Source organism: Klebsiella sp. BIGb0407, assembly GCF_024807845.1.
Lineage (GTDB): Bacteria > Pseudomonadota > Gammaproteobacteria > Enterobacterales > Enterobacteriaceae > JGM124.
In genome coordinates this window covers 51,160-68,570 of the sequence record NZ_JANUEQ010000002.1, presented here as the reverse complement: position 1 = coordinate 68,570, position 17,411 = coordinate 51,160, and the positions used below count along the sequence as shown (strand labels likewise).

20 protein-coding genes are annotated in these 17,411 nt (G+C 43.2%); 8 read left to right on the top strand and 12 right to left on the bottom strand.

The features are described from left to right. Positions 1-47: 47 nt before the first annotated feature. A complete protein-coding gene (locus M2387_RS07570) occupies positions 48-1,034 on the bottom strand; it encodes a FecR family protein (protein WP_259048472.1) in 987 nt (328 codons plus the stop codon). Beyond that, positions 1,031-1,570, bottom strand: coding sequence for an RNA polymerase sigma factor (locus M2387_RS07565; protein ID WP_259048470.1), 540 nt, complete (start codon positions 1,568-1,570; stop codon positions 1,031-1,033). The genes M2387_RS07570 and M2387_RS07565 overlap by 4 nt, the downstream gene beginning before the upstream one ends. 240 nt (positions 1,571-1,810) lie before the next feature. Between M2387_RS07565 and M2387_RS07560 the strand changes: the two genes are divergently transcribed. Beyond that, positions 1,811-2,593 (top strand): energy transducer TonB, encoded by a 783-nt coding sequence (locus tag M2387_RS07560; RefSeq protein WP_259048468.1) that lies wholly within the window; start codon positions 1,811-1,813, stop codon positions 2,591-2,593. Positions 2,594-2,618: 25 nt separating this feature from the next. Here the strand turns inward: M2387_RS07560 and M2387_RS07555 are convergent, their stop codons facing one another. From M2387_RS07555 to M2387_RS07520, 8 genes are all read right to left on the bottom strand, one after another. Then, the gene (locus M2387_RS07555) at positions 2,619-3,302 is read right to left on the bottom strand and encodes an HAD family hydrolase (protein ID WP_259048466.1); all 684 of its coding nucleotides are present in this window, start codon (positions 3,300-3,302) and stop codon (positions 2,619-2,621) included. Positions 3,303-3,377: 75 nt separating this feature from the next. Next, on the bottom strand, positions 3,378-4,289 hold the full coding sequence (locus tag M2387_RS07550; protein WP_259048464.1) for a tagatose-bisphosphate aldolase: 912 nt from the start codon (positions 4,287-4,289) through the stop codon (positions 3,378-3,380). Positions 4,290-4,449: 160 nt separating this feature from the next. Beyond that, a complete protein-coding gene (locus tag M2387_RS07545) occupies positions 4,450-4,989 on the bottom strand; it encodes a P-loop nucleotide/nucleoside kinase family protein (protein WP_259048462.1) in 540 nt (179 codons plus the stop codon). Beyond that, positions 4,986-5,423: a PTS sugar transporter subunit IIA gene (locus M2387_RS07540; protein ID WP_259048461.1), complete on the bottom strand. Its 438-nt coding sequence runs from the start codon at positions 5,421-5,423 to the stop codon at positions 4,986-4,988. Before M2387_RS07540 ends, M2387_RS07545 begins: the two co-directional genes overlap by 4 nt. Positions 5,424-5,429: 6 nt before the next feature. Next, entirely contained in the window at positions 5,430-5,702 is a 273-nt protein-coding gene (locus tag M2387_RS07535) for a hypothetical protein (protein WP_259048459.1), read from the bottom strand. Positions 5,703-5,712: 10 nt separating this feature from the next. Further along, on the bottom strand, positions 5,713-7,050 hold the full coding sequence (locus M2387_RS07530; RefSeq protein WP_259048457.1) for a PTS sugar transporter subunit IIC: 1,338 nt from the start codon (positions 7,048-7,050) through the stop codon (positions 5,713-5,715). A 15-nt stretch (positions 7,051-7,065) separates the two neighbouring features. Continuing rightward, complete coding sequence (locus M2387_RS07525) at positions 7,066-7,356, bottom strand: PTS sugar transporter subunit IIB (RefSeq protein WP_259048455.1); 291 nt, start codon at positions 7,354-7,356, stop codon at positions 7,066-7,068. A 9-nt stretch (positions 7,357-7,365) separates the two neighbouring features. Continuing rightward, positions 7,366-8,346 (bottom strand): 6-phosphofructokinase, encoded by a 981-nt coding sequence (locus tag M2387_RS07520; RefSeq protein ID WP_259048453.1) that lies wholly within the window; start codon positions 8,344-8,346, stop codon positions 7,366-7,368. 431 nt (positions 8,347-8,777) lie between these two features. Between M2387_RS07520 and M2387_RS07515 the strand changes: the two genes are divergently transcribed. Continuing rightward, positions 8,778-9,311 (top strand): P-loop nucleotide/nucleoside kinase family protein, encoded by a 534-nt coding sequence (locus M2387_RS07515; protein ID WP_409039567.1) that lies wholly within the window; start codon positions 8,778-8,780, stop codon positions 9,309-9,311. An 86-nt stretch (positions 9,312-9,397) separates the two neighbouring features. Here M2387_RS07515 and fsa read toward each other — a convergent pair whose 3' ends face one another. Then, positions 9,398-10,060 (bottom strand): fructose-6-phosphate aldolase, encoded by a 663-nt coding sequence (gene fsa / locus M2387_RS07510; RefSeq protein ID WP_259049015.1) that lies wholly within the window; start codon positions 10,058-10,060, stop codon positions 9,398-9,400. 261 nt (positions 10,061-10,321) lie between these two features. Here fsa and M2387_RS07505 point away from each other — a divergent pair, with 261 nt between their 5' ends. The 3 genes from M2387_RS07505 to pnuC all read left to right on the top strand — a co-directional run bounded on the left by M2387_RS07505 (position 10,322) and on the right by pnuC (position 12,559). Further along, positions 10,322-11,029, top strand: a complete 708-nt coding sequence (locus tag M2387_RS07505; RefSeq protein ID WP_259048450.1) for a Crp/Fnr family transcriptional regulator — start codon at positions 10,322-10,324, stop codon at positions 11,027-11,029. A gap of 61 nt (positions 11,030-11,090) precedes the next feature. Continuing rightward, positions 11,091-11,843 carry a nucleoside phosphorylase gene (locus M2387_RS07500; RefSeq protein WP_259048448.1) on the top strand — a complete coding sequence of 251 codons (753 nt, stop codon included), beginning with the start codon at positions 11,091-11,093 and terminating at the stop codon, positions 11,841-11,843. Beyond that, entirely contained in the window at positions 11,843-12,559 is a 717-nt protein-coding gene (gene pnuC, locus M2387_RS07495) for a nicotinamide riboside transporter PnuC (RefSeq protein WP_259049014.1), read from the top strand. The genes M2387_RS07500 and pnuC overlap by 1 nt, the downstream gene beginning before the upstream one ends. 71 nt (positions 12,560-12,630) lie before the next feature. Here the strand turns inward: pnuC and M2387_RS07490 are convergent, their stop codons facing one another. Further along, complete coding sequence (locus tag M2387_RS07490) at positions 12,631-13,803, bottom strand: MFS transporter (protein ID WP_259048446.1); 1,173 nt, start codon at positions 13,801-13,803, stop codon at positions 12,631-12,633. Positions 13,804-13,918: 115 nt separating this feature from the next. Between M2387_RS07490 and M2387_RS07485 the strand changes: the two genes are divergently transcribed. The 3 genes from M2387_RS07485 (at position 13,919) to M2387_RS07475 (ending at position 17,370) form a co-directional block, all read left to right on the top strand. Next, positions 13,919-14,812, top strand: a complete 894-nt coding sequence (locus M2387_RS07485) for a LysR family transcriptional regulator (protein WP_259048444.1) — start codon at positions 13,919-13,921, stop codon at positions 14,810-14,812. A 307-nt stretch (positions 14,813-15,119) separates the two neighbouring features. Then, positions 15,120-16,184 carry a hypothetical protein gene (locus M2387_RS07480; protein ID WP_259048443.1) on the top strand — a complete coding sequence of 355 codons (1,065 nt, stop codon included), beginning with the start codon at positions 15,120-15,122 and terminating at the stop codon, positions 16,182-16,184. Between the two features lie 154 nt (positions 16,185-16,338). Next, complete coding sequence (locus M2387_RS07475; protein ID WP_259048441.1) at positions 16,339-17,370, top strand: hypothetical protein; 1,032 nt, start codon at positions 16,339-16,341, stop codon at positions 17,368-17,370. Positions 17,371-17,411: the final 41 nt, after the last annotated feature.

Below are 17,411 nucleotides of genomic sequence, written 5' to 3'. Positions count from 1 at the left end.
AAGACGGTGGAATGAGAATTATCCTCACATGCAAATCAAAATAATTTTCATTTACCTTTTTTGTCATTGATAATTAACAAATTATTTTTGTCTTTATAAATGACCTGAACCGGAAGAAGCTGAGGAAGCGCCTGGAAAAAGCGTTCTGGTTGACGTAAATCGATACGCCCTGAGATTTTTTGTTGAGCCAGTGAAGGCGGGGATAACTCAACCTCGAGCGTGGAGTAAGCTTTGAGCTGCGTGAGGATTTCCGCCAGGGGCTTATCGGTAAAGATTAACTCCCCGAAACGCCAGCTCGCTACGTCCTGTGCATTGATTTTACTCATTATTATTTTGCTGTTTGCTGCACTACTTACCGCACCATCACCCGCCAGTAAGTACTGATTTTTTTGCTGTTCGCCGGTTTTAAAGCTGACTACGCCTTGACTGACCTGGACTGCGACCTGGTGCTGCTGGTTGCTGACTTCAAACTGGGTACCCACGACCTTAATCTCTCGTCCATCAGCCTGAATAATAAACGGACGATAAGGATTCGGCTTCACTTTGAAAAAGACACTGCCCTCGTCCAGATAGATTTGCCGCACGGTTGTTTCATAGGCGACCCGCATCCGGGTTTGGTTATTCAAAAATACCTGACTGCCATCCGGCAAGGTGACTTCTTTAGGATTAGAAGCGGTTACCAGAGTCATGTTATTGAGTAGTAATGCGGGTAACTTACTGTAAGGTAACAATAAAATGGTCGCAATAAACAGGGCGGCAACGCTGTGTCCCAATGGCCGCCAAAGTGGAAAAAAAATCGACTTACGTGCAGGTTGCACCGCCATTGCTGGTCTGGGCATGGCATCAAATTCACGCCAGACGCCGGCAATAGATTCATAGGCTGCAGCATGTTCTGGGGAGGCTTTTAACCATTGTTCAAACTGGAGGGCGTCAGCCTCGCTCATACGCTGGCCGTGTCGGCGGGTAAACCACAAAGAGGCCTGCTCATCAAGGGTGTCAGCAGCCTCGGCGTCTGGAGAATGCGTGTCAGTCATGACGGATTATTACTCGTATTTTCAAGATGATTTTTACAGTGAACTAACGCCGCAGCGATGTGTTTCTCAACCATACTGACAGAAATTTCCATCCTTTCAGCAATCTCACTTTGCGATAAACCATCAAAGCGATACAGCAGAAACGCTTCTCTGCGGCGAGGAGGAAGTAACTCTATCGCTTCACTGAGTTTTTGTATGCGTTGTTGCTGCTCGAGAATTTCACTGGGATCGCTCTGGGCAATACTTGCGTGTGCATCCAGCAAACACTCTTCAACATCGACCTCGGCTGAATTTTTTCGCTGATTACGCCGCCAGTGATCGATCAGCACGTTATTGGCAATTTTAAATAAATAGGCCCGGCTCTCTTTAACCGGAGAGTCAGATTTACGATGCAGCCATTGGGCAAACACGTCCTGTGATAAATCGTCAGCATCATTGCTGTTATCCAGCCGATTGCGGAAAAAACGCACCAACTGGCTATATGTTGACTGATATGCCCCACTTATTTTGTGGGCAAAAGATTTATCAATAGTCATTTTCTGGGTATCGAAACGTTAAAGCGTCTGGAGTGTACGCCGATGAAAATTCTGCTCAAATTACATTGATAATTAAAAGTTTTTTCTCATGTCTCCATACTGCAAATTACCGCTGAATTGCCGCAATCAAAGGTAACGTGAATTATACAGAGTGGATTTAATAATGATTTCTTGGAATATCATTTTTTTTTGTATTATGCCTATAATCCGCAAAAAATAAAGTCATGAGGAAAACAGGGTATGAGTAGTCTCGTGGAAATGCCGGGGAGTTCAGTGTTTCGTCCACTGGGCAGCGTATTTTTAAGTCTCCTGTTCCATGGTTCATTAGTGCTTATTTTTATTGGCTATTTGACGACCTCAGTACCTGTTACCGGTGTATTACCGCCGGCTATTCCTATTCAGATAGGTAATTATCAGCTCGAACAACAAAAAGAAGCTGAAATTAATCATGCCCCCAAACAGCAAATGGCCACCCGAGAAGAAATTCTGCCAGACCCGGTAAAAGAAATTGAAAATTTGCCGAAAACTCGCCTGGTTGAAAACGGTAATCTGGCACATGTGAGCGAGAAAAAGCAGCCGCCGAAGAAAAAAACCGAACCGGTACAAAAAAGAGTGACCGAGGCACCAAAAAGCGTTCAGGAAGAAGCGATTACGGCCGTTCCTGCTTCCGGCACTACCGCGAATAATAGCGCCACTTTCACCAGTAATGCCTCGGTAGCCGTCAGCGGGCAGCAAAGCTGGCACAGTGAAGTTCACCAGCGTTTAGGTAAGGCAAAACGCTATCCGAGAGAAGCATTACGCTATAACTCAACCGGTATTTCTCAAGTCAAAGTGGTGCTCAATGGCCAGGGTGAACTGATAAGTGCCAGTTTACAGACGTCATCCGGAACCAAAATTCTCGATAAAGAAGCCCTGGCAACGATCAATCGCGCAGCGCCTTTCCCGGCACCGCCAGAGACGCTATTAGTTGATGGAAGAGTTGAGTTTATCGCGCCAATAGCTTTTGACGTGGCAGAAATATAATTAATTATATCAATAATATATATTTTTATTTCAGTTGCTGAAAGCGCTCAATTTCCTCAGGAAGGCGATACAGCGAGTCGATAACCACATCTGCCCCGGCAGTCATCAGTCTGCTTTGGTGGTCTGGTGTAGTATGCGCTCCGCCAGTGAATCCCACGACATACATACCTGCGCGTTTGGCGGCCATCACGCCGTGCACTGAGTCCTCAATCACCAGGGTATTAGCCGGTTGTGCGTTAAATTGCTGCGCGCCATGGAGAAAAATATCTGGCTCTGGTTTACCCCGTCCCGGTCCTAAATCCATAGCCGAATAGATATCAGGTGCAAACAGACTCTTTAGCCCGACCAGAGTCAGCATATAATCCAGTTGTTCGCAGCCGGAGTTGGAGCAGATACACTTCGGGGTGGTTATATTGCTGATAACTTCAAGACTACCATCGATTCTTTTAAGACGGGTGGCAAACGCGGCCATCAGCTGAGGATAAAAATGCTGGCCGATTGTGGCGGATAGGGTGATTCCCGTATCGCGGCGAACCTGCTCGATCAGTGCCTCCCAGGCGAGACCACTGTATAAACGGGTAAACTTCCCAACATCAATATCCACCCCCTGTTGATTCAGTAGAGAGACGGTTAATTGAATCCCAATAATTTCGGAATCAACCAGCACACCATCGCAGTCAAATATAATTAAATCGAGCGTATTGCTCATCTGTCACCCTTATTTTTTCGATGTGCGAAGGGCGGCATAATGCCGCCCTATTATTTATCTTTACAGATATTCTGCTCAGGCGACATTGCGCTCTTTTTTATATTTGACCAGTAATTCCTGAATATCACGCAGACGCGATACGGCAATAGACGATAGCTTCTCTTTTGAAATATTACGATCAAGGGAAATGCAGTCTTTCCACAGTGAGCGTCCGGCAATGACGCCTGATGCACCGTTACGCAGCGAAATATCAACCTGGGTCAGGAAGGTGGCATGATCTACGCCTGCAGAGAGTACTGCCCAAGGCACATCGCCGCAGATATCGGTGACCGAAGCACAGGCCTGCTCGGTTCCAGGATACGGGATCTTCAGTACTTTAGATCCGCAGTCAATACAGGCCTGACAACCTTCCTGAATTAGCTGAGGGATCTTGCTCTGGTACTCTTCTTTACTCTCATTTTCCAACTGATAGGTCAGGAACTCGACCACCAGGAACAAGTCTTCGCGAGCAAAATCAGCGATAACATCGCGCAGTGTCTGGAGATTTTCTACGTTAGCTTTCGGAGTATCGCTGCGCAGATAGATCATGATTTTCCCGCCGGTGGCACCTAACTCACGCACTTTACGGGCACTAACACCTTCGACCATTTTTGAAATACGGTAGCCTTCAGGTGAGGTGTCCCACCCGGAAGCATCAAGGCCAATCAAAAGGCCCGTGTTCCGTGGAACGACACCCTCATCAATAATTCCCGGAACCGCACAGATAGGGTCAACCAGAACACAGCCTGCCTGTGAGGCCAGAAAACGGGTAATATCGTATTTGGTTTTACCTAATGTCTCATTAGAGATCTGCGCCTGCTCTTCCGGCGTTGCCGCCAATAAAGTACGCATACCGCCGCGCTGGTCACAGGCAACCACCATCATGGCACCTGTTGCATCACAAATCATTTGATAGCCACGTCGTTCTGCTGTTGTCATTTTGTTCATAAATATATTCCTCATCACGGGAGAGTTGATATATCCGTCATACTTCAAGTTGCTTGGGTGTTGCCAGCGTTCATACCGTCGAATCACATAGTTTATCTATGCTCATCGATGGCATGAACTCGGCGCCTACAAGCAACTCGAATTATTTAGGGTATAGAGATTAATTGTGATTAATATTTTCTTTGACCCAGTTAATAAGTTCGTCATGGCTGACATCACTATTCTGATCAAAGGTGTAAACTTTTCCTAAATTCATGGGTTCAGCGCGTTCCGCCAGTAAAGTCAACTCTGGGATATATTCTTCCCCCGGGTGACCTTTAATCCGACAACCACAACGGTTTTTATAACGCTCTGCAACTAATTCGCCGGAAGCTTTAACCCATATTTCGAGAATCTGTACATCACCTATTTTTTCCAGATAGTCTTTAAGGACCGATTTATCACGAAAACCAAACCAGGCATCCATAATAAATATCACTTCTGGAGGTGAGGACTTAACGATATTAAACATCGCCTCATAGGCTGCATAACCCAGTTTTCTATTTAATGGTCTGTCAATAACATCCGCGAACTGAACCATAAAAGGTTCTTTAATTTCATCGATACTCAGCACAGGAAATGAAAAATAATTAGCAATTATTTTCGTGACTGAACTTTTACCTGATGCCGGAATACCGTTGACGAGAATGAGTGTTTTCATAATAGTCCGATAATTTCATCAATGGTTGTCGCTCGCCTGATATGTAATAAAGTCTCCTCTTGCTCCAGCAATCCCACTATTGATGCAATGCCTTCTGTAATATGAGAGTCGCCGTTGACACCACCGAACATCACTACAATATCAACCGGTGGACTGCCATTTATTGATGTCGGCTTACTCAATGTCACCATGCTGAAACAGTCTTTAATGACGCCACATTCTGGTCTGGCATGTGGAATAGCGATACCTTCATCAAAAACATAATAAGCGCCATATTCCAGAGTGTTATCAATAACGGCCTGCGGATATTTTTCAGTAACAAAACCGCCTTCAATAAGGGGTTTTGCTGCCTGGTGAATAATCTCATTCCAGGAATCAACTTCCATCTGGACCTGAATATATTGGTTCTGTGCAAGAAATGCTTTTATGCTCATATTACCTCATATATTTTTTCGGATAGTATTCCTTAGTTCATCTATTTTAAGAAATATATCGTCTACCCGATCGCGATACATTTTATTAGATGAATAAATCTTTATGGCCTGATTATATTTAACCATCAGATTTTTTTGAGTATCATTATCAGCCGGGTTATCCGCAAGATTCGCTTCAAGCTGAGTTAATTCTTCGGTGATAATCTCTGCTTGTGCATTATTATCGCTATCTGTCATAGGTTGTTCTGAGTTAAAAATGTGCTTTAATTTTGCAAACATATATTTCCTCCTACTTACCCAGTTTTCTGTTAGCAAACCAGACAATAAAGACAACGAAGGCAATAAAACCGATAACAAATGGCCAGTCATTCTGGAAGGCATGACCCAGTACTAAGCCGGTACCTATGACATCTGAATCACTGAAGGTGACGCCTTTAAAGCCGAAGGTTTCAAGTAAGGGTATTAACATTGCCGGTAACAGGGTAATGAACAGACCATGTACCACGCCGCCAATAATTGCCCCTTTACGCCCTCCCATGGCGTTACCAAAGACGCCAGCTGCACCACCTGCGAAGAAGTTGGTAAGCAGACCCGGGAGTATCATCGCCAGACCGAACAGAGGGAAAACAATCATGCCGATAATGGAACCGACAGTCGTTGCAAGGAAGCCAACAATCACCGCATTAGGGGCATAAGGGAACAGAACCGGGCAATCAAGAGCGGGTTTAGCATTCGGCACCAGGCGCATTGCAATACCGCGGAAAGCCGGTACCAGTTCGTTAAGCAGTAAACGTACGCCGCTGTATAAGACAAATACCCCGGCGACAAACTGCATCGATTGCATAAAGGCAAACATGATGTAGTTGGTGCCATTAGAGAACTGGGCGATATATTCAGGACCGGCAAAAATTGCGGGAATGATATACATCGGCACCATAATCACAGCCATCGACAGGTAAGTATCTTGCAGGAATTTGAAATTATCCGGCAGGACTAAATCTTCGGTGGAGCGTGAGTTTTTACCAATGGCTCTGGCAACGGCTGCCTGTACCAGATAGCCGATAGTACAGAAGTGTCCCAGAGCGACATCATCAGAGTCAGTAATTTTACGTACAATAGGCTGGGCGATAGCTGGCATTAGCACGGCCATGATGCCACCGAAAATACCGCCGGTCAGAATCAAGGTTGCCCCTGTCAGCCCGGATTTATACCCAATCACGGTACCGATAGTCGCCATCCACAGTAACGCCTGCCCGGTGAGGAAGATGTATTTGTACGGTGTGATACGAGCAATAATGATGTTAACGGCAAAGATAACTAATAGCGTCAGAGCCACTTCTGAGCCAAGTTCGCGGTTAGCGACACCGGCGATTGCCGCAACATCTGTAATGTAGCCCTGCATGCCGAAGCCGCTGGTAAAAATATCATTGAGGAAGGTCAGGGCGGCAACAATGATATTGATGCCTGCCATCATGATTAAAAAACCCATCAGGGTTTTAAAGGTTCCCTCAACTATTTTACCCACAGATTTTTTTTGTAAGATCAGTCCCAGCATGGCTATTAAGGCAATCAGTATTGAAGCCTGGCCGAGAAAATCTTTTACAATAAAATGAATAATAGCGTCCATTTACCACCTCATCTTTCAGTTCGAGTTTATATATGCGAGGATTTTTTCTTCTATTTCTTTTTTATCGGTAAGCTTATTTAATATAATAACTTTTTTCTTTTGCTCATCGTCAGCATCAGCTGTTAATACATCGGCAAACATCTTTTGAGTAAGAATAAAGTCATATCTAAATGAAGAGGCTTCAGATACTGTCGTGTGATCAATATCAGCTTCAATACCGAGTTTTTGTAAAACAGATTTTGCACTCATTTCAATTGCAAAACTTGAACCCAAACCACAGCCACATACGCAGAGTACTTTAAGCATATTAACACCTCAGATAAGGTTATTTATTTTAGCCAGTTTGTAGAGGTTACTATCTTCATCCACTAAACGTTTATCGGAATCTTCAAGATCAATAGGTATTGCTTTATTATTGTTATTAATAACAATGATTTTATTAGTCAGACCACTCTTAATACATCTCACCATTTCCTGGGCGAGAATAGCTCCTTGAATAATTTCTTCACCAGTGGGTTTCCCATTACGTAAACCGTAGCCAAGAATCGTTTTTCTTATCCTGATACCAACTTTGTGTTCAAGCTTGCCAATCATGGTATCGATAGCCCCCTGGAACCCGGGGGTGTATTCTTTGGTATAACCTTCAGAACAGAGAATGATGACGCTATTCTGGTTATCGATTTTTTGTTTAATAGTGCTGGCCAGAACATCTATATCCCATGGAGCTTCAGGGATCAGAGCAATATCAGCATTACTTTTTAGTGCTGCTTGTAAGGTGAGTTCGCCACAGTACCCGCCCAGCAGTTCAATCATAAAAATGCGGCCAGGTAAACCACGACCGGTATTGCGTAACTTTTCTACTTCACTGATAACTTGCTCACAGGCGGTAGAAAAGCCGATGGTATAACTATTTCCGGTAATATCATTATCGATAGTCATTCCTACGCCATAACAATTCACACCGTAACTGCTGAGGATCTTTAAAAACTGAAAAGAACCATCACCACCCGCCATAATTAAACAATCTATTTTTTTCTGACGAATATTTTTAGCAATACGTTCAAAGTCAGATTTTTTACATTTATCCTCTTTTCGTCCTGAGGCTACAATGGGTACTGAGGAGATAGATAAATCAACCAAGTCACGATGTAATATATTTTTGTAACGATTTTCAATCAGGCCATTAATACCGCCATCGAAAACAACTATTTCTGCTTCCGTCATTCGATCAATCTGGAATAAAAAATTATTCATCCCGCTGACATCACCTCCACTTAATACTAATCCTATTTTCATGGTTGACCTCAGGGATATATCGACTGGATAACGTGAAATGAATGTTAGAGAAGCGTGAATTTAATTTTTTGAACCAAGTCACGTTTTTGAAGTGATTTTTAGAATTCATAACTATTGACACCCTAAAAATTAGACTTAATTTGTGATTGATATCACTATTTTTAATCCGTTTTTATCCAGTAAAGTCATAACTCATTGTTATTATTGTAAAAATATTATGTGATCTGAGCTGTGTTTTTATCTTTTAGCCGTTAAATAAACGATTCGTTATTTTGTGATTGATTTCACATTAATCCGGGTTCTAATATTAGATGTGGATTGTTCATTACCCGATGATGAAAAAAATAAAGGCATAATGAAAAGTCCCTGCTTTTAGTGGAACATTTTTTATTACCTTTCTTTAATAGCGAGCAACAAAAATCAGGAGAAAAATGATGGCTGAATACTCCGGTAGTCCTTCTCAGACTCCCCCCGGAACCTTGCATATCCTGTGTGGAAAAATTGCCTCAGGTAAATCCACGCTTGCCGCGAAACTGGGTAGTCAGCCAGGGGGTATTATCTTAAGCGAGGACAGTTGGTTATCGCTGCTGTTTAAAGAGTCGATGAACAGCGTTGAGGACTATATTCACTATTCCGCACGACTCAAATCAGCCATCAAGCCGCATGTTATTGCTTTGCTACATGCAGGAGTTAATGTCGTGCTGGATTTTCCTGCGAACACGCTGGCCAGTCGGCAATGGATAATGTCGATAATTGAAGAGTCAGGCGCTCATCATCAGCTGCACTACCTGGCGGTGAGCGATGAAGTGTGCAAAGCACGACTGCATCAGCGTAATGCGGCGGGTGAGCATGATTTTGCTGCAACGGATGCGCAATTTGATTTTATTACTGCCTATTTTGTCGAGCCACAGCCTGAGGAAGGGTTTATGATTGTGCGCTATGACAATAACGTTGTGAACGCGTAAGCAAAGTCAGATAAACAGAAGCGTGCAGCGAGTGCACGCGTTTTAACTGTGATTGCTGGCTTTGTATGAGGTTATTTAGCTCGCCGCTACAGTGCGTTCTGACCGAAAGTGCTGTACCAGTCCTGTTCAAACTTTTCTATTGCGGCATTCACGGCAGGTGCTGCCAGAAATTGCTGTGCTATATCTAAAGGCAGGGTAATGGCTTCACAACCTGCTAGCAGACAGTCCAGTGCCTGGCGCGGTGTTTTAAAACTTGCCGCCAATACCTTGCAGCCAGGTACATGTTGTTTGAGTAGACTTTGAAGTTCTTCGACCATCCGAATAGCGTCGCCACCTTGAGCATCAACCCGGTTAACGTAAGGCGCTATATATTCTGCACCCGCCATTGCGGCTAATAGCCCCTGTGCTGCGCTATAAACCGTGGTACCGAGAGTGGGAATACCCATTTTTTTTAGTTGTTTAATGGCAACTAATCCTTCGAAGGTAACGGGGATTTTCACCACAATACCCGGTATATGTGCGACCAGACGCTGGGCTTCTTCCACCATGCCTTGTGCATCTGGCTTCATTACTTGAGCAAACAGTTTTCCCTGTGGCCCGATAGCTTGTGCGAGTTTTGGCAATACGTCCCATATTGACTGGCCGCCTGCAGCAATAATACTCGGATTGGTAGTGACGCCGCTGAGAGGAAAAATTCTTGCCAGGCGTTCGACTTCAGCCACATTAGCGGTATCCAGATACAACTCCATCATTATTCCCCAGGGTTAAAGAGTTTATTAACAACTTATTCTGACCATCAGAATCCGAAGAGGTACTCATTCGAGTTTTTACACCATCAAGTAAGATGGTTCATACAGCAATTAAGACTATATTAATTATGATCATAATGTGAGTGTGAGGACACAGATCCTGTTAAATATGTTGATTTAAGATCCCGCTGGCAGTTTTCAGGTTAAACTTTTGCGATTGCAGGACGGGAGTCCTGTGTTTTTTTAAGGAGAAAAAGTATATTGGATAGTATGAAAAATGACAAAAAACACGGTGAATGGTTAAGCATTATTGAACTGATAACCTGTGATCCTGTGCTTTACGCGGTGCTTAAATATTGTCCGCTTGATATCTTATGTCACTGGCAGTTAAGACATTTATCGCAAGGAACAACCGTTTTTCACCAGGGCGAACCTTGTGAGGAGTTTTACTTAATTGTAAAAGGTGAATTTGATGTATTCATCGCAGCTGAAGACGGGCGTAAATATTCTCAGGCACGTTATCGTAAAGGTGACATGCTGGGAGAGTTAGAGATATTTGAACAGCGTCCCTATATTTGTTCAGTAGAAGCAGTGAGTGATGCCACATTACTGGTGATAACTGCAGAGGATTTCTTTCGCTGGCTGAAATTAGATAACTATTTTAATCAAAAAATATTACAGGCTGTCAGTCGTCAGTATTACCAGCTGTCCAAAAAAGCGGGTGAAGATATTTTGTATTCCTTGCATCAGCGAATTTGTCTGGTGTTATGGCAAAAATATCAGCAGCAAGATAATAAACAATCGGCGCTGATAATTAATAAACAACAGTTAAGTGAACAATTTGCCGTTGCTCCTAGAAGTATTAACCGAATATTATTCGAACTACGTGAGAGCAACGTTATCACTATTAATGGTGAACAAATTCAGATACTTGATGTACCTCGTTTACAGCAGTATGCAGAACACTAATTAGTCAAAAACTCAGTGCCATTATTTCTTTTTAATGGCCACTTTAATCCAGGTAAATATTATGAACCTTATGCAACCTCATATCCGGCTCAGCCGGGAGATGACGCACGCCCGTTATGCCTTATTACCGGGGGATCCTAAGCGTGTTGAACACGTTGCTCAATTCTTAGAGCGCGTGGAAGACTTTGGTATGCATCGTGAATATAGGGCCTTACGCGGTTGGTTCAAAGGGATTGAAGTATTAGTTCTGTCTACGGGAATGGGCGGGCCTTCAACAGCTATTGCGGTTGAAGAGCTGAATCAAATTGGCGTCACTAATTTGATTCGTATTGGCAGTTGCGGAGCGATGCAAAGCCATATTCACCTGGGGGATTTAGTGATAGTTACTGCAGCCGTTCGTGATGAGGGAACCACTAAGGCTTATATTACCAGTAGCTACCCAGCCTGCGCAGATATGGGACTGACGCACCATCTGGCAAAGCAAGCCAGACAACTCGAGTTCGTCAGTCACTGCGGCTATATCAGAAGTCACGACAGTTTTTATACTGATAAAGAAAACGAAATCAACCAGTACTGGTCCGCAAAAGGCATTCTCGCGGCTGATATGGAAACAGCCGCACTGATGGTTGTCGGGTCGCTACGCAATATGCGTGTTGCATCAGTACTTAATGTTGTTGTTGAGCATGAAGGGAATTTAGAACAAGGCATCAATGATTATCAGCAGCAGGAAGAGTCCAGCCTGCAAGGTGAGTCTGATGAAATCTTACTGGCACTCGAAGCGTTATATCAGGACAGTCTGGAGACCCGGTCATGATGAGTTTTTTTAGTATTGAAAATATAATGGTGACGATTCCGATTGGTGAGGGAGGCTATGCACTTTCCTGGCTGGAAGCGGTAGTTACCTTGACCGGGCTATTATGTATCTGGTTTGCCAGTAAAGAAAAAATCATTAATTATCTGTTTGGCTTAATTACCGTCACGCTGGCATCGGCTATCTTTTTCCAAATACAGCTCTATGCCAGTCTGCTATTACAAATCTTCTTCTTCGCGGCAAATATCTACGGCTGGTACGCCTGGAGTCGCCAGAATGCATCCCATGAAATGGCTCTGAAAATTCGCTGGCTACCACGTAGGAAAGCTCTCTCTCTGGTATTAGTCTGCATGTTTGCTATTGCATTCCTGACCCTGTTTATTGATCCGGTATTTGCCCGACTAACCCGTATTGCGGTCGATATTATGCAAGGAATGGGAATGGCGGTGAAGATGCCGCAACTGGAGCCCGATGCTTTCCCATTATGGGACTCTACAATGGTAGTCTTATCGATTGCCGCCATGGTTCTGATGACCCGGAAATATGTAGAAAACTGGCTGCTATGGGTCGCTATCGATATTATCAGTATCGTACTTTTTACTCTTACAGGCGTCTATGCTTTAGCGCTGGAATATTTACTGCTGACTGCGATTGCGGTGATGGGATCGATGGCCTGGATGGCGAGCGCTAAACTGAATGGTTCAAAGCCACTGAATTAAACATTCGTTGTTTACACTGACATGCTATTTAACGGTCTGGGGGAATAATCCAGACCGTTTTTTAATGGTGCTTATGTGTTAATAGCAGGAAAACCATGGCGTTTTGCCATCAGCACGACGACCAGGCTTATCACCAGCAGCGCGAGCAGGGCGGGTGAAAAGCCGCCAACGCCGAGGTTATTCATGACCAGAGCGCCAACAACACCACCGCCAGCAATCGCAATATTCCAGACGGTAACTAACATTGACTGAGCAATATCGGCACTATCCCCCGCAGCTCTGGCGAGAGCCGTCTGGAATAAGGTGGCGGCACCACCAAAAGCCAGTCCCCAGATGACGGAAGCGATATAAATAACGACGGGTAGCTGGTTTGCGAACGGTAACAAAAGTGCCGCCAGAGCGAACAGCAGGGTACAGACCAGTGTCAGTTTTCGCAGATGGCGGTCTATTAGTAATCCGACCAGCCAGATACTGGGAAACGAGGACAGTCCAAACAGGAGTAGTATCAGATCTGTTCTTTCAGCCATATTCACGCTGGCGAGGAAGGGAACGATATAGGTATAGAGAATATTGTGTGCCAGCACAAACGTCAGTACCACCAGCAGAACCGGGCGTATTCCTGCCAGGGTGAATACTTGAGCAATAGAGTAAGTTTTGTGGGTACTGACCCCGGAAAAGTCAGGCAGTCTATAGTGAACCCAGAACATAAGCAGTATTGCCAGCGCGCTCATAATGGCAAAGCAATAACGCCAGTCCAGATACTGACTCAGAAAAGTCCCTGCCGGAACACCGAGTGATAATGCCAGCGGCGCGCCTATCATCGCTATAGCAATCGCCCGGCCTTTTTGCTGTTCGGGAACCATACGGGCTGCATAACCGGCAACCAGTGCCCACAATAATCCAGCAGAAATTCCCGCCAGAAAACGGGCCACCATTGTCAGGGAATAACTTGTTGATACGGTGGTGACGCTATTGGCAATAACAAAGCCAGCCAGAGCTGTCAGCAGTAGGGGACGGCGACGCAGATTCTGGGTGGTGGCCGTTAAGGGAATCGCGGCTACCAGAGAGCCAATCGCATAGATGGTTATGGTCTGGCCTATCCAGGCCTCTGAAACTTTGAGGCTTTGCGACATTTGTGCCAATAGTCCTGCAGGTAAAGCTTCGGTCAGAATGGTAATAAAGCCCGTCAGAGCGAGGGCTAGCAGAGATAATACGGGCATAGGCGGTGAGGCTGAAGGTATCATAGTGTGACTCAGTAGTAATCAATCATGAGGCTATGATAGAAAGAGATGATTCAGAGAAAAAGTGAGCTATAGTTCCTGTCATAGCGGATATATATGTCCGTAATTGCGAGGCATAATGGAAAGTTTGAACAGTTTTATGGTCTTTGTGCAGGTTGCAGAGTTGCGTAGTTTTGTTGCTGCTGGCCGTACTCTGGGAATATCCGCTTCAGCTGTGGGCAAAAGCATTGCCAGGCTCGAAGAAAAATTGGGTGTCAGACTGTTTCATCGTAGTACCCGCAGTATTACGTTAACCGCAGAAGGGGGGTTATTTCTTGCGCGTAGTCGACGTATTTTAGCGGAAATTGAAGCGGCTGAGCAGGAGTTATCTCAGGCGAGTGAGGCTCCACGCGGACGCCTGCGAATCAGTCTGCCACTCGTCAGTTCCCTGGTTCTACGGATATTAGGTGAGTTTATGAAAACCTACCCTGAGATAGAGCTGGATCTCGATTTTACCGACCGAATGGTCGATGTTATTGAAGAAGGCTTTGATGCAGTGGTGAGGACGGGTGAGCTTAATGACTCTCGTCTGACGGCCCGTAAACTGGGCACATATCGTTCGCTGTTAGTCGCTTCGCCTGCCTACCTGAGTCAGTATGGGCGACCCACAGTACCACATGATTTATTACAACACCGTTGCCTCCATTATCGCTTTGCTCATAGTGGAAAGCTTGAGCCTTGGTGTTTAAATCTTCCCTCAGATGAAACTGAACTTCAGTTACCTGTATCGATGGTCTGCAATAATATAGAAACGCGGGTTTGCTTTTCATTACAAGGTCTTGGGGTGGCTAACCTACCAGATTTTTCTATTCGTGAATTGCTGGCGACGGGCGAGTTACAGTCAGTGCTGGACGACTATGTGACTCGTGAGGGAACCTTTTATATATTATGGCCAGCCAGTAAGCATCCTTCGCCAAAGGTCCGGGTACTGGTTGATTTTTTGTGTGCTCGTATGTTTACTTCCGCATCCTAAAATTAGTAGTTAGGGGATACTGGCATAATTAATAACGGATATAGCTTCCGCCTGCTATGCCTTTATTCTCTGAGGTCAATGTGTTCAAGGGATGTAAATAATTTAACCTGAGAGAACAATTGAAATACTTTATTTAATGCTCTATATATTCGTAGTGGATTGATTTTTTATTTCTGTTTAAAACTTTTTTTGGTAGAAGTCTTTTGTCTGTTTATATATATATAAATAGGTGGTCTTAAATGCTGGAAGGTATATAGAGTTAATATATCCTTCCTGTGATGTATAGATAAATGACAAGGATATCTCTATGACTATTCGTCTTGATTTTGGCAGTTATAATAACTATAGCGTAAGTGATTCACGTATTTCTAAGATAATGGAAGGGGACCGGAAAAGCGCCACGCAAATGAGTTTGTGGGAGCGGTTTAAGGATTTATTCAGAGCAGACAAAAAATGTAATGCCTATAACGAGCTATTCAATATGACTCATGATGGTGAAGGATATGATAAGTTAGATACCTTTAACAAACTAAAAAAATGTGCTAAACCCGAATGTCAGGACCTCTTCAAAAAAGAACTTTTTTGCAACGATATGGTGTTTTGTATTGGTAACGAGCGTATTGGTCAGACGAGCATTCAAAAACTGATTAACGTTTCTGAGCAAACGCCTCTGCCAGCTATGTCTATGTCTGAGCAGCGTTTGTTTTTGGATATGCTGGAAACCTTAAGAGAAAAAGAGTCACAGAATTTAGGTGGCAGGCCAAGCGGTATAAGAAATAGTACTTCCTATGAGCATTGCTACGATCTATTAAATTTATATCGCCCGCAAGAGGCGATTGATGATGCTGGTACCGAGTGGCGAATGGCCGGCTCATTAACAACGGATGAAGAGAATTTACTCAAATGTTTGAATGCAGGAAGCATGGTATCATATAGCCAGTTTTCCTTTATGGGTTATCAAAAAACAGCGACAGGTGTTGAATTTTCAATGGTGAATCCATTAATTAGTTTTTTAAGCGGGACATATATAAGAAATATCAGTGATGGTTTTTCATTTACAGAAATGAACTCTGATTTTTTAAACGTCTTAAGAGAAGGTTATGATGACTATTATAATAACAAAGATAAAATTGATACCATTCTGCAGAAAATATATGACCAGCATGATGGAAAGTTGAATATTTCATATCTTGGTCAAAATAGAAACAGGCTGGTCTCCCCTGTTGACATTGAATACCAGTATGTAATGCAAGATGATGGTTTTTCTGATGGATTAAATAAATCATTTGATGGCATTTTTAATAAATGGACCGATCCTAACCTTCATTTGTCTGAAGGACTATGGCATGCAATAAATGATACTGTTTTCTAATAATTCTACTGACTACTGACTACTGACTACTGACTACTGACTACTGATTAAAATACCATATTTCATCTTTTTTAATTAAAAGACATGTTTTTTTGTATGTAATATATTAATTGTGATGCATGTTATAAAAAACAAAAATGGTAAGGAAGCCTGAATGGATATTAAACTGAGTTTTGACCGTTATAATGATTTTTATTTAGATGACTCACATCTTGCTCATATGGTAAACGGAGATGAAAAAAACGCTTTGAAAATAAGTGTCTGGCAAAAGATTAAAGACTATTTTAGGGCAGATAAACAGAAGGATGCCCATCAGACACTATATAACCTTATTCACGGTGCAGAGGGTAGCGATAAGCTCAATGCATTTAATCAGTTAAAAAGCTTTGCCAGCCCGGAATATCAAGACTTTTTTAAGAAAGAAATTCATTGTAATGATGTATTGTTTCTGATTAAGAATGAAACGATAGGTCAGAGCAGTCTGCAGAGTCTTATGAATATTTCTGAGCAGACTCAGTTACATACTATGCAGGAATCTGAGCAGAAGCTATTCCTGGAAATGCTTGATACTTTGAAAGAAAAAGAATCACAGTACAGTGACTCTTACTCTGGTTTTATCAGGTTAAAAATGTCTGATGAACATTGCTATGAGCTGTTAGATTTATATCGTCCACAAGAAGAAGTTGATTTCCCTGGCATTGAGTTAGTGGATATAGGCTTTCTGACCCCTGAAGAACAGAAATCACTCGGATTTTTAAATAGCAGGGGAGGAGTAAGATTACATAATCAATTTTCTACTATGGGTTATCAAAATACGGCATCAGGTGTTGAGTTCTCTATGCTTCATCCATCAATTAATTATTTGTTAGAGGTATATTCAAAATCCCATAGTAATGGAGAGCCAAGTACGGAATCAAATTCCACGCAACTAAATGATTTAAATGATACTTATCAGCGGTACTGCTTTAATAAAAATGAAACAGACCAGGTGTTAAATAAAATTTATGAAGCCCATGGTGGAACACTGAATATTTCTTTTTATGGGCGTAGTGATAATCGTATGGTGATTTCTCCCCATACTGAAAGAGAGTATTTATTTCAGTCTACTCATAGCCTGCAAGATCTTTCTAATTCCCTGGATGCCATTTTTCATAAGTGGACGACTATGGATAAAATAGCGTCTTAAAAACGATGAAAGGTTCCACGTTATTGATGTCAGACAATCAT